Origin of the sequence: Thomasclavelia sp. (genome assembly GCF_017889095.1) — a bacterium.
Taxonomy (GTDB): Bacteria; Bacillota_I; Bacilli_A; order Erysipelotrichales; family Coprobacillaceae; genus Thomasclavelia.
Map to the genome: position 1 here is coordinate 1 of NZ_JAGHEW010000289.1, position 12,627 is coordinate 12,627.

At 28.2% G+C, this 12,627-nt stretch carries 13 protein-coding genes; 2 read left to right on the forward strand and 11 right to left on the reverse strand.

Annotation, left to right across the window (positions count from 1 at the left end; translation table 11 throughout):
- Positions 1-290: 290 nt before the first annotated feature.
- Complete coding sequence (locus tag J7M77_RS12710; RefSeq protein WP_296879146.1) at positions 291-467, reverse strand: hypothetical protein; 177 nt, start codon at positions 465-467, stop codon at positions 291-293.
- Positions 468-623: 156 nt separating this feature from the next.
- Positions 624-1,544, reverse strand: a complete 921-nt coding sequence (locus J7M77_RS12715; protein ID WP_296879148.1) for a sugar phosphate nucleotidyltransferase — start codon at positions 1,542-1,544, stop codon at positions 624-626.
- A 178-nt stretch (positions 1,545-1,722) separates the two neighbouring features.
- Between J7M77_RS12715 and J7M77_RS12720 the strand changes: the two genes are divergently transcribed.
- On the forward strand, positions 1,723-3,057 hold the full coding sequence (locus J7M77_RS12720) for an O-antigen ligase (RefSeq protein WP_296879150.1): 1,335 nt from the start codon (positions 1,723-1,725) through the stop codon (positions 3,055-3,057).
- Positions 3,058-3,074: 17 nt separating this feature from the next.
- Here J7M77_RS12720 and J7M77_RS12725 read toward each other — a convergent pair whose 3' ends face one another.
- Positions 3,075-3,401, reverse strand: a complete 327-nt coding sequence (locus J7M77_RS12725; protein WP_296879152.1) for a helix-turn-helix domain-containing protein — start codon at positions 3,399-3,401, stop codon at positions 3,075-3,077.
- A 113-nt stretch (positions 3,402-3,514) separates the two neighbouring features.
- Between J7M77_RS12725 and J7M77_RS12730 the strand changes: the two genes are divergently transcribed.
- A complete protein-coding gene (locus J7M77_RS12730) occupies positions 3,515-4,063 on the forward strand; it encodes a nitroreductase family protein (RefSeq protein WP_296879154.1) in 549 nt (182 codons plus the stop codon).
- Between the two features lie 141 nt (positions 4,064-4,204).
- Here J7M77_RS12730 and mcrC read toward each other — a convergent pair whose 3' ends face one another.
- From mcrC to J7M77_RS12770, 8 genes are all read right to left on the reverse strand, one after another.
- Positions 4,205-5,266 carry a 5-methylcytosine-specific restriction endonuclease system specificity protein McrC gene (gene mcrC, locus J7M77_RS12735; protein ID WP_296879156.1) on the reverse strand — a complete coding sequence of 354 codons (1,062 nt, stop codon included), beginning with the start codon at positions 5,264-5,266 and terminating at the stop codon, positions 4,205-4,207.
- A complete protein-coding gene (locus J7M77_RS12740; protein ID WP_296879158.1) occupies positions 5,259-7,649 on the reverse strand; it encodes an AAA family ATPase in 2,391 nt (796 codons plus the stop codon). The genes mcrC and J7M77_RS12740 overlap by 8 nt, the downstream gene beginning before the upstream one ends.
- A 124-nt stretch (positions 7,650-7,773) precedes the next feature.
- The gene (gene rpsO / locus J7M77_RS12745) at positions 7,774-8,040 is read right to left on the reverse strand and encodes a 30S ribosomal protein S15 (protein ID WP_296879161.1); all 267 of its coding nucleotides are present in this window, start codon (positions 8,038-8,040) and stop codon (positions 7,774-7,776) included.
- Positions 8,041-8,158: 118 nt separating this feature from the next.
- Complete coding sequence (gene yaaA, locus J7M77_RS12750; protein ID WP_296879163.1) at positions 8,159-8,911, reverse strand: peroxide stress protein YaaA; 753 nt, start codon at positions 8,909-8,911, stop codon at positions 8,159-8,161.
- 8 nt (positions 8,912-8,919) lie between these two features.
- Complete coding sequence (locus tag J7M77_RS12755; protein ID WP_296879165.1) at positions 8,920-9,771, reverse strand: HAD family hydrolase; 852 nt, start codon at positions 9,769-9,771, stop codon at positions 8,920-8,922.
- A gap of 86 nt (positions 9,772-9,857) precedes the next feature.
- On the reverse strand, positions 9,858-10,613 hold the full coding sequence (locus tag J7M77_RS12760) for an alpha/beta hydrolase-fold protein (protein WP_296879167.1): 756 nt from the start codon (positions 10,611-10,613) through the stop codon (positions 9,858-9,860).
- 10 nt (positions 10,614-10,623) lie between these two features.
- Positions 10,624-11,772, reverse strand: coding sequence for an aldo/keto reductase (locus tag J7M77_RS12765; protein ID WP_296879169.1), 1,149 nt, complete (start codon positions 11,770-11,772; stop codon positions 10,624-10,626).
- Between the two features lie 83 nt (positions 11,773-11,855).
- Entirely contained in the window at positions 11,856-12,626 is a 771-nt protein-coding gene (locus J7M77_RS12770; protein WP_296879171.1) for a Cof-type HAD-IIB family hydrolase, read from the reverse strand.
- Position 12,627: the final 1 nt, after the last annotated feature.

Sequence of the window (12,627 nt, forward strand, 5' to 3'; positions counted from 1 at the left end):
ATAGCGTAGGGATAATTATTATCTCCAATAACAGCCAAGACTCCTCTTCGACTTTGATGCAAAAGTTTCTTTGCTTCTTCAATCTTTATTTCATTTATCTTTTTTCTAACTGGTCTAAACACGATATTCTTTCAACCTTTCTTCTTTAAATTATAATTTATTTTTCTTTTTTACTTATGAATAAACAGCTAATCGCTACAAATAAGCCAATTAAAATCCAAGGCAATGCTGCTTCCATAAAATCACTAACCATACTTTAATTCTCCTAATTTAATTTTTCATCTATTATTTTATCCGTTTGCTATTTTTTCTACTGTTTCTAGATGTTTCATTATCTGCATCTCACGATCTTTTAAAGCATCATTTAAAGTTACATCACCATAAACATCTAATACCTGATTAACTGTCCAACTATCACCAATTGCTTCCATTTTTTTAATAAATTTGTACGTTTCGTTTTTATTCATTACTATTTTCCTCCTTGTAAGTTTGTTATCAATTATTAATATGCTTTAACCACTTAATATTATATCATTGTTCAAATCTTATTTATAGTTAATTACTTTTTTCGTAAAACAAAAAAAGATATTTCAATTAAATGAAAATATCTTTTTATGCCTTTTTTATTTAAATAATTTTTGTGGATAAACACCGTCACTGATTAATTTTTGAATACTATTTACTACTACTTCCTTGTCTTCTTGATAAGTTACTCCAAACCAATTATCATGTGATTTCAATACTTTAACATCAACAATTCCATTTTCTAATAAGTTTCCAATAATTGTTGGTAATAAATATTCTTGTTTTAGATCATCATCAGCTAATGACGCTAAGAATGTATCAAATTCTTGTTGTAAAATTGTAAAAATTTCTGGCTGTAATGCCCACATATTCATAGAAACAGGTACATCTAAATCAATTTTAGTAATTTGATCACCATCTTTTACAAACGCAAAATCAGTTCCTTTTTCAATATTATGAGTTTCTTTGATATCCTTTAAATAGCCGTCATCACCAACTTTACAAATACCACGAGTAACTCCGCCGTTATCACTTAAAGTATTTTTTAAGACAAAGCTAACCATTGCTACTGGCATTTTGTTATTAGAATTATTTTTTGCAGTTAAATACTGATAAGCAACCTGATAAGCTTCTTTACCATAATAATCATCAGCATTAATTACTAAAAACGGTTCATTAATAACATCTTTGCAACATAAAATTGCTTGCCCTGTTCCCCAAGGCTTAGTTCTTTTTGCAAACTTTTGTTGATATTCTTCAGGAATATTATCTAATTCCTGGAATGCGTATTCTACATCAATTACTTGTTTAATTCTTGAACCAATAACTTTATCAAATTCAGCCTCTAGATCTTTTCTGATTACAAAAACAACTTTATTAAAGCCAGCCTCTTTGGCATCATAAATTGAATAATCCATGATAATCTCACCATTAGGACCAACTGGTGCTAATTGCTTAATTCCACCACCAAAACGACTTCCAATTCCAGCAGCCATGATAACTAATGTAACATTTTCCATAATTCTCCCACCTTTTTTAATTTACCAACTTCTATAATAACTTAAAGTAACACTAATTACCAGTATATGACAAAAAAATTTAGCTATAATAAAATAAATTCATAAAAATAATTATATTTAAGATTTAAACAGTAGTATTTATGATTTTATTTTGTTAAAATAGCCATCGGAGGCATTTATGAAAAATTTATTATCACGAAAAAATTTCAAGATTGGATTTATTATTTATGTCTTTACCAATACTCTAGCTTTAGGATATTTAGGTATTTCAATAAATCCGTTAAGTTATTTTATTTTAATTTGGGCAATTGGTATTATTATCTATGATTTATATAAACGTCAAATTGATTTTAAAAATTATCAGTTTTTATTACTGGTAAGTTATGGCTTGATATTATTATTAGCAACCATTATAAATGACTTTAGTAGTCAAAAATCGTATCTAATGGCATTATTACAATTAGTCATTTTTGTATTAATTTATGGTAATCGAAAAGATTTTAAGCTATCTAATATTAAAGAAGAATTGCAAGTTATTATTCCTTTAACAAATATTTTAGTTAATCTTGCATGCAGTATATCAATAATCATGTATTTAACAAAATTTTCTGATCGCAATAATGGCTGGCCTATCGGAATGGTTGAAGATCGTTTATTTGGAGTATTTTTTAATTGTAACCCTGCGTCATTTTTAGCTATTAGCGTGATTATATTAGCTTTAATTGCAATAAAAAATAATACGAAACATCGTAAGCTATATATTTATAATATTGTTGTTTTAACAACCTATATTATCTTGACTAAATGTCGCAGTGCTTTGATCATTTTAGCGATCATCATTGCAGCTTTATGCTATGCATATTTTATTAGAAGTAAAAATTATTCAAGATTAAAGCGCTTTTTAATTACCAGTTTAATTTGTATTTCAATCTTTTTGAGTAGTATTTTAGTCACTAATCAGCTCTCTAAAATTTTTAATGGTAAAGCTCAAACTAGCCGTTTTCAAATAGAACAAGTTATTGAAGCAATGAATCTATTTTTTAATGGCAATATTGATCCTGCTTTGCAGTTAATTGACCGTGTTTCTAGCGGTAGAATCGAGCTATTAGCTACTTCATATCACATTTGGCAAACTAGTCCAGTTATTGGCGTTGGGGCTGATAATTTTCAGACCATTGGAATTCATTTAAACTCTGGATCAGTAGTCCAGCAAATTCAAGTTGTACATAGTCATAATTTGTTTATTGAAACAGTTGTTACTACGGGAATAATTGGAGCTGCAATTTTTATCTTATTTTTGCTAAGTACAATTAAAACATTATTAAAATTGTTTAATACCAATAATTTTAAGCACTATTTAATGATCATGTTATTTACTTTGATTGTAGTAAGTGAATTTATTGGCAGTCAATTTGATTATGGGGTATTTTATACTTATTGTCTTTCAGCTACGTTAGCCTGGTTATTTTTAGGCTATTTGCAGCAAATTGAAAAAAGTGTTTGCATAAAGTAATGCCGACACTTTTTTCATTATAATTTGTTTTCTTGTTTATTTAAATAAACTTGTTCTCCCCACTTACCTAATGATTTTAAAGCCGGTGTTAAACTTTTACCGATATCAGATAACGAATACTCGACATGAGGCGGTATTTGATCAAACTCTTTTCTAACCACGATTCCGTCATTTTCTAACTCTTGTAAATTTTTTGATAACATAATTGCTGATATATTACCAACTCTTCGCTGCAATTCATTAAAACGAATCATTTTTTCTTGTGATAAAACATAAATAATATACATTTTCCATTTACCAGATAAAACTGTTAAAGCATATTTAACAGGGCAATCTTCCATCATATTTTTCACTCCTTTACACTAAGAAAAATTTCAGTACTTGTTTATCTTTAGTAGATAAGCTAATATTACTACGTCAACAAAAATAAGTAAAGAAAAAAAGAATGGTAATTTGTATGACAACTATTGAAACAATCAAAAGTAGAAGAAGTCCTGAAAAATTTAACTCACAATCAATCAATGAACAAGATATTGCTACAATTATTGAAACTGGCAATTATGCCCCTATCTTTGGTAATATTCATTTTACTGTAATTAAAAATAAAGAATTAATAAAAACAATTGATTCTATTACAATTGAAATGATGAAACAATCTAATAATGAATTTGCCGTTAAAATGGCTAATACAAAAGGTTATAGTGCCACTAGAAATGCACCAGTAGCTATCGTTTTATCTGCTTTAAACGGTAATGATCCTCAAGGCTTTAATATGGCTAATGTTTCTCTAGCAAGCGAAAATATGATTTTAGCAGCAACTGAATTAAAAATAAGTTCAAGATTTGTAATGGGTCCCGTACTCGCTTTGAATCAAGAACCAGTTAAATCAAAAATTAATTTACCTGAAGGATATGTTCCATTAGTAATGATCTTATTAGGTTATAGTGATAATGATTTTAAACAACGTAATAAAGATATAAAAAATATTAATTATATTAAAGGTTAACAGCCATTAAGCAGTTATTAAATGATAACTGCTTTTATCTATTTTCTCTTTAAGTAAGATTTTATACCTCATTTATGATAACAGGATAAATTTGCTTATTGCATCCCCCCATCTTTTTAAAAAGAGTTATATAAATTTTATTTAAAAGCCACATACATCAAAGTATTTTTCAATAATATCATCTAATTGTTTTTTTATAAATTTAAAATCTTTATTCAAATCTAGCGTTCGCACACTAATACCATTACCACTTATAATATAGTCATTATTTGCATTTATTTCTTCATCTGTTTTTGCATATAACAGTAATCCAGAAACATTTCCTAAATTATCTTTATCTTCATTTTTTACGTATGTATAAATTTGATACATATTATGAGATATCTGGGCTGCCGAATCGAAATTATATTGAAGTGTCTTAGCATAATACTTTGTATCAATAATCAATTTTTTAGCATTTAATGTTAACATAATATCTGTTTTCATTTTAGGTAATAAATAATTATTAGATTTTTCATCTATATCCCATTTTATTTCAGAAGCGTTGATTCTAAGCTGTTTAAAATGATATTTATAATATTCAAATACAAAATTTTGAAAAAGATAATGCATTTTTTCGTCATTGATAAATGTTTGCATAATAAATGTGCCTTTTTTGTCGGTTAATAATAAACCTTCTACAATAAAACGACAAACATTTATTAATATTTTATAATTATGATTATTTTTTCGATAATATAAATTATCCCATTTAATTGATTTTATATTTATTAAATCAACTTGATCAAAATAAAATAATAATCTTTTTAAATCGTTTTTGTGATTTTTTGTTATTGTTGATTGTTTACTTAATTCATAAATAGTTGATTTAATAATCTGATTTAAAATATTATTCTCTGTTAACTCATCATACTGACAGGAAATTAATCTTTTTTTTGCCATTTTATTTTTTAATGTACCATTAAAATTAATTTTTCCTTTTATAGTATTAATTTCTTCATTTTTCAAAGTATAATCCCGATATAAGCCTTGCTTAACTTGCCGAGAAACTCCTTTGATTAAAATACTTGCAAATAAATCATGAATATGTTCAAATTGTTCGGATTCAATCTTTTCATAAACATTATAATTTATTATATGAAAAGCGTATGCTAGCATATAATAAATATTTTTAATCAAAATCGATTTATTATCATTATCCATTTATGACACCATGTAATTCTCTTTCCCAACGCTTAACTTCATCTATATTATCAAACCAATATTCTTCTAAAGTAGGAATAATATCATAATCAATTACCTGATCTAACCATTCTTCTGTTATTTCATCTTTTGTATCAAAATAACTATGTCCTATACAAAAACCAGGGCCTAAAGAACTATCCTCAATAATTTGCTTATTTAATAATTTTATCTTCTCAATTAAATCATCAAATAATAAATTAGATTTTCTTTTTTGATAATTAATAAAACCTGTTGAATTAAATGCTGGAGAGACTTTAACAAAACTAAATCTTCTTCTAAGAGCATAATCTAAAATTGCTAAACTTCTATCAGCAGTATTCATCATACCGATAATATATACATTTTCGGGAACTGTAAATTCCATACCGCTATAAGCCAATGTAATTTTTTCACCCCGATAGTCTTTTTCAATTAACATTAGTAATTCACCAAAAATTTTGCTTAAATTTCCTCTATTAATCTCATCTATAATGAAAAAATAATCTTGTTCTGGATGATTAGCAGCATTTTTACAAAACTTATAAAAAATTCCTTCTTTTAATTCAAATCCATCCTCTGTTGGTTTATATCCTTCCACAAAATCTTCATAACTATAATTTTGGTGAAATTGAACAAAACCAATCCTTTTTTCATCTTTGCAACCCATGATAGAATATGCTAATCTTTTTGCTAAAAAAGTTTTCCCAACTCCTGGTGGACCTTGAAAAATTACATTCATTTTATTTTTTAAAAGCTTAACTATTGAATCATATTCATTTGCTTCCATATAAACTTCATTAAGAAAATTATCTCGATTATATACTTTTACTGTACTTTTCTTTTCAACTGGATTGACTTCCCTAATCATATCTAATATACAATTATATTCATCATCTGTTAACTTAAACAAACTTCCTTGAAAATTTTTCATGTATTCCATTTCAGCTAATTCAGGATTATTTTTTATATCTTGATAGTCAATGGCATTTACTAATCCTTCAACTTTTTTAAAATATAAATATTTACCATCATTTTTACGAGAAACTTCACAAATAGCAACAACTTTTTTTACTGGATTAGACTCATATCCAATAATTATATCACCTATATCAGCATCCAAAAAATTTTGAAAAATCCGTCTTTTATTACCATTACTATTATAAAGAGTATATGTCTGTTCTTCACCTATCGCTACTTCAGAAAAACTCCAAATTTTAGGATCAGCATTTAACCACCAATATTTTTTCTTGGTCTTTATCTCTTTTTTATCAGCATATAGTTTTATATTGCTAAGATCAATTTCCTCTAAAGCTTCTTGCAATTCATCTCTAAGTCTCCACACATAACTACCTTGTTCTTTTTTAGTAGCATCTCGACCAACATATAATACTGGCCAAAATCGACTATTTTTTTCTCCACTGGGTGGTGCTTTACATCCAGTTTGATCAATGATCCGCTTGGCCAAACTAGAAGATCCCGCATTATAAAAATTGAAATTTTCACCATATTTTAATGACAATTGTCTACACGTTGCTTCGCCACCAAAGTCAACCATCCGTTTCATCATTTCTAAATTGCTAAGATAAAAAACATCTTTATTATTCAATAACTCTATCCACTGTTCTTTACTTATACCTGGATCATATACATTTTTAGATGGCCAATATTTATCATTTGATTTATTCAAAAATTTACTTATAAAAAAGCCAAAATCCATAGTTAATATTTTTAAATTTGGATCACTGTACTCTGTTTCTGTTAATTTATTTTTCAATTTTTCAACTAATTGAAGATCTTCTTTTAATAAATAATTAATGTCATCGTATAATTGATTACTATTAATAATATTTTCTATATTATCACCTTTTACGATATTAACTCTTTCATCTAATTCTTTAGCAATTTCTTTAACAACTAAATATTTATAGATATAATATTTTTCTGGATATCTTAACCATAAATAAATGCTAATTGTATTTTCATTTTGGTAATGATTATTCCAAGTACCGTCATCATATTTAGCTCTTATTTCTTCTGATTTCATCTTAAAATCATTAATCCTTAATGATAAATCAATTTCTTCATTAAATAAATCAGCAAACATTTTCCGCACTGTTTCAGCTTCTTTTTCAATAAATTTCATCATCATGCCTCTAGGATAATTATGATTAGAAGCCAAAAGATTATGGGTCTTAGCAGTTGCGGTATTAAACATCTCTAAAAAGTTTTGCACATTAATATCCCAATTCTCTTGAAAACATTTTACTGCTTGCCATTTGAATTTTTCATTATTCCACCAGTTATCATCAAAAGAATCTTTATATTTTGATAAAGCATCATTAAATTTTTCTTTATTAATCATAATAATTTACCCTCTTTTTATTTTCTAACTATAATTATACCAAATTATCTTTAAAAATAAACGAATGGAAATAGCTATATTTAAAACAAAATAAAAACGATGACAATTGCCATCGTTTTAAAATCTATTTTCTTAATCCTAAGCTTTCGCAAAGTGCTGAATATCTTTCAACATCTTTATTTTTTAAATATTTTAATAAATCTCTTCTGTGACCAACTTTTTTCAATAATCCACGGTTAGAATGTTTATCTTTTGGATGTTGTTTAAAGTGTTCATTTAATTTGTTGATATCAGCAGTTAATACTGCGATTTGTACTTCTGGAGAACCTGTATCTCCTTCTTTACGTGCATATTTTTGCATAATAGCTGTTTTTTCTTCTTTAGTTAACATTTATTTTATCCTCCTAATTTTAACTTAGCCAACTCCAAGCTATACGTCGAGTCTTCGTATATCCTAGGGATAGCCGCATTTAGTATTTTATCAAATATTTAGCGATTGTCAAGAAAAATTAATCATTTACTTGACGAACAAAGATGTATTCATCGAATGAAGATAAATCTTTTCGATAATGATATCCTAATTCTTGAAATTTTTTTACATCTTCAAAATTAGTTATCCGATTTTCTACTAAATATCTAGTCATAGCACCACGAGCCATTTTGACATAAACACCAATTTCTTTTAATTTATCATCAATTTCTTCTTTGAAATAACATTTTACATAGTTAATTTCTGGTGTTAAATACTTTTTGATAATTTTACTATACTGATTAGCGCCTAGATCTAATAACTGATCATCATCCTTGATTAACTCCTGATATATTTTATTATTCCAAAACTGATATAAACTAGCATAATCCGCAATTTTAAAATAATTATTTAATTCTAAGCGATAAGGAACAACACCGTCTAATGGTTTTAAAACACCATATAGTCCGGATAATATGACAAGATGTTCTTGCATAAAAGCAAAATCATCATAGCTCATGATATGAGCTGCTAAATAGTCATACTGGATTCCTTGGTATGCTAGTATTGCCGGAACGGTATTTTTATTTAGATCCATTAATTGATAGTTTTGATATGCCATTTTAGCAATATTATCACTACATTTTAACATTCTTTTTACGGCTTTAACATCTAATTGTTTTAATACAGCTAAGATTTCATTAGCTTTATCTAAATAAACTGGCTGACTTTCAGGCTTTAAAAAAGCAATATCATCAGTCATTTTTTTAGCTGGTGTCGTTATGATTTTCATTATTGGCCTTAAATCATCATATAAATGGCTTCAGCAAAGCCACTATCCTGACAGCTGGCTACAACTCGATAAGCTAATTCTTTGATTTGTGGATCAGCATTGGCTGGAGCAAATGAGTATTTGAACTTTTCAAACATTGTAATATCATTTAATCCATCACCTAAGACCATTACTTCATCTTCTGATATTTTCATTTCTTTAACAACCTGCTTTAAAATCAGCCCTTTTTGTGCTTTTTGATCAGTAACTTCAACATTATCATCAAAAGAAGACAGATAGGCAATCTTAGCTACATTAGCTAACTTTTCTTTAGCTTTAGCAATCAAAGAAGTATCAATATTAAAAGCTTCGACCTTGATTATTTCAATATCGCTCTTTAAAAAAGCATCAACATCTTCAATTTGTTTTAAATGCATACATGGCATATCTTCCTGGCTGCCATTATAATAATCTTCTTTGTTACGATTAAATTTATGAACACAACGTTCAATAAAAGCATCTCTTACAGTTTCTGGTTTAGTCGTTGTATAAAATCCGGCATTAGTAAAAATCATGTAATAAGTATTTAAATCATCAAAAATTTGTAATACTTCTTTAAAACTTTCTTTTGGGAAATAACAGCTAGATAAAACATTACCCTTTTCATCACAAAACTGAGCTCCATTTCCTAAAATACTATAACAATGTAATCCATAACGCTCCATGATTCCTTTTAAGCCAAAATAATCACGTCCGGTTGCAATTGTAAAGTTGACTCCTTTACTTTGAGCATATCTAATGGCTTCAAGATTTTTTTGACTAATTGAAGCATCACTTAACAATAATGTTCCATCCATATCCGATACAATCATTTTTATCATTTTAAATTCCTCAACTTTTAATCTATTTTAAATATATTGTATCTAAAATTTAACCACAAATTAGTTATTTTCCCAATTAGAAAGCTTTATTTCCATAAAAAGTCAAAATACGTTGGATTTTCTTTTTCCCATGAAGCTTCATTATGACGTCCATTTTTGACTACATTAATATAGCTATGTCCATGAAGCTTAACAATTTCATCATTAAACCAGGTAATATTCTTTAACATCCAGTTTATTCCCGATTTCCCCCGTACTTCACGAGTTCCAAAACTAAAATAAACACGCGTATCACTATCAATTTGATTTTGTTTAAAATCATTTTTTAACTGATCAAAACACATCGAAATAGCTGGCGAAATACAAGCTGCTTTAGAAAAATACTGGTTGTATTTTATCACTGTATATAAAGCCATTAAACCACCCATTGAACTACCGCCAATTCCACAACATTCTCTAAACGGAATCGTTCGATAACGCTGGTCAATTATTTCTTTAAATTCATAAACAAACCAGTCCATGAACTCTTTTCCCCGTCCTTTTATCGGACCTAAAAAACTATTTTCAAGATCATAAGGACAATATTCACTTAACCGCTGATTTCCTTTGTGATCACACTCGATTCCAACAATAATTACTTTTTTATCATACTGATCCATAAATTCCTTCAAGCCCCATGATTTACCATAAGTAGCATCACTATCATAAAATAAATTATGACCATCATACATATACATAACTGGATAGTGTTCTTGATTTTGATAATAATCATCAGGTAAATAAACATGGACTTGACGCATACAATTAAATGGACTAATCATTACTTCAAATTTTTCAACCATAATATCTCCTTTAATATCCAAATATTTCTACTGCTTTTGCCATCTTTTTAATGATATCAACTTTAAAAGGACAGTTTTGCATACAGATACCACATTTAATACATTCACCGGCATGGTGAGCTAAAACTTGATAATGCTCTCTTACTGTTTCAACAACTTCCCCTTGAGCAATACAAAGATCAGCAAATTTATTAACTTCAGCGATATTGATTCCTTTACTACAAGGAGCACAATGACCGCAATAAACACAATTACCTTCAAATGTATGCTTTTCTACATTAGCTAAAACTTCGGCAAAGTCTTTTTCTTGATAACTGGCTTCTTCATAAGCTAATGCTTCCAGCATTTCTTCTTGACTATGACTTCCCGCCATTACTGAAGCTACTCCAGGTCGCGTTAAGCAATAATGAATACATTGTAACGGAGTCATCTTAACTTTAAACGGTGATAGTTTTTCATCTAATAAATCACCACCACCAAAGGCTTTCATAACCGTTAAAGCGACTCCCTTGGCCTGAGCTAATTCATACAGTTCTTGACGAATTGGATCAATATTAAATAACGGCTGTTCATATTTTTCATCATCCCATAGATCATCAACATTTTCTGATGGTGGTAACATATCATAACAAGGATTGATAGAAAATAAAATTACATCAACTAATCCTGTTTTTACTGCCTCTATTGCCACTAACGGGTTATGAGAACTAATGCCAATATGTTTAATTGTTCCGTGTTTTTTTAATTCTTTAACATATTCAATTATTTCACCATTGAAAACTGTATCAAAATCTTTTTTAGCATCAATATAATGAATCATTCCAATATCAATATAATCGGTTTGAAGCCGTTTAAGCAAGTCTTCAAATCCGGCTTTTACTTCACTCATTTTACGGGTTCTTAAATATTGATCATCTTTCCAATAAGTACAAATATGTCCTTCAATGATCCAGTTTTCACGGTTATCTTTAATTGCCTTACCAAAAGCACTGCGACCGTGAGGATTAGGTGAGAAAAAATCAATAAAATTGATTCCCTTTTTTGATGCTAAGTCAACAAATTCTTTAACCTCTTCATCTGTCATTTTCATTAGTCCTTCACAGCCTAAAGCAATTTCACTAACTTTTAAATTAGTTCTTCCCAATTGTCGATACTTCATTCTCTTCACCTCACTAAAATAAAGGGGCATTTGCCCCTAAAACAATTATATTATACAAGCTAAAGCTTACTTTAAGTCAAGCCCTAGAGCAAATTAAAATGCTTTAAAGCTTTAACGATACCATCATTATCGACATCATCAGTTACATAATCAGCAATCTTTTTAACCTCATCATTACCATTTTTCATTGCTACTGATAAAGCAACATGCTGCAACATTTCCTTGTCATTGCCACCATCACCAAAAGCCATTGTTTCATTAAGATCAAGATGATAATATTCTAAAAACTTGTCTATTCCATTTTGTTTCGTTCCCCCTTTAGGTGAAACATCACAAAATAACGGATGCCAGCGAGCTGAAATACAATTAGGCATGATTTTCATCAGTTCTTTTTCTTGTACATCATCTACAAAGCACATACATTGATAAATCTTTTTTTCAGCCACTTTACTACAATCTCCAGCAGGGTGATCGTCATTTAAAGTAATTTGATGAATTTGATCAACTCTTTCATCACGTAAATTAAAATACTTGGTATTTTCTTCAGTAAAACCGCATGGAAAAGGATGTTTATCTAAATAATTTAATAACGCTGATAAATCCTTGGGATCAATCGTATTTTCATAAATTATTTGCTTATTATTATAACAATACTGACCATTTAACGTAATATAACCGTCAAATTCAATTTCATCTAAAACATGTAATCCGTCTTTTCCCCGTCCGGTGGCAACAAAAATTTTAATCCCATTTTCTTTTAATTTTTTTAGAGCTTCAATTGTAGATCTTGGTATTTGATGACTTTTAAAACTTACTAATGTTCCATCAATATCAAAAAAAATTGCTTTAATCATT

Excerpts from the sequence above, each read along its gene's own strand:
- J7M77_RS12710 (WP_296879146.1), bottom strand. The coding sequence starts at position 467 with ATGAATAAAAACGAAACGTACAAATTTATTAAAAAAATGGAAGCAATT.
- J7M77_RS12715 (WP_296879148.1), bottom strand. The coding sequence starts at position 1,544 with ATGGAAAATGTTACATTAGTTATCATGGCTGCTGGAATTGGAAGTCGT.
- J7M77_RS12720 (WP_296879150.1), top strand. The coding sequence starts at position 1,723 with ATGAAAAATTTATTATCACGAAAAAATTTCAAGATTGGATTTATTATT.
- J7M77_RS12725 (WP_296879152.1), bottom strand. The coding sequence starts at position 3,401 with ATGATGGAAGATTGCCCTGTTAAATATGCTTTAACAGTTTTATCTGGT.
- J7M77_RS12730 (WP_296879154.1), top strand. The coding sequence starts at position 3,515 with ATGACAACTATTGAAACAATCAAAAGTAGAAGAAGTCCTGAAAAATTT.
- mcrC (WP_296879156.1), bottom strand. The coding sequence starts at position 5,266 with ATGGATAATGATAATAAATCGATTTTGATTAAAAATATTTATTATATG.
- J7M77_RS12740 (WP_296879158.1), bottom strand. The coding sequence starts at position 7,649 with ATGATTAATAAAGAAAAATTTAATGATGCTTTATCAAAATATAAAGAT.
- rpsO (WP_296879161.1), bottom strand. The coding sequence starts at position 8,040 with ATGTTAACTAAAGAAGAAAAAACAGCTATTATGCAAAAATATGCACGT.
- yaaA (WP_296879163.1), bottom strand. The coding sequence starts at position 8,911 with ATGAAAATCATAACGACACCAGCTAAAAAAATGACTGATGATATTGCT.
- J7M77_RS12755 (WP_296879165.1), bottom strand. The coding sequence starts at position 9,771 with ATGATAAAAATGATTGTATCGGATATGGATGGAACATTATTGTTAAGT.
- J7M77_RS12760 (WP_296879167.1), bottom strand. The coding sequence starts at position 10,613 with ATGGTTGAAAAATTTGAAGTAATGATTAGTCCATTTAATTGTATGCGT.
- J7M77_RS12765 (WP_296879169.1), bottom strand. The coding sequence starts at position 11,772 with ATGAAGTATCGACAATTGGGAAGAACTAATTTAAAAGTTAGTGAAATT.
- J7M77_RS12770 (WP_296879171.1), bottom strand. The coding sequence starts at position 12,626 with ATGATTAAAGCAATTTTTTTTGATATTGATGGAACATTAGTAAGTTTT.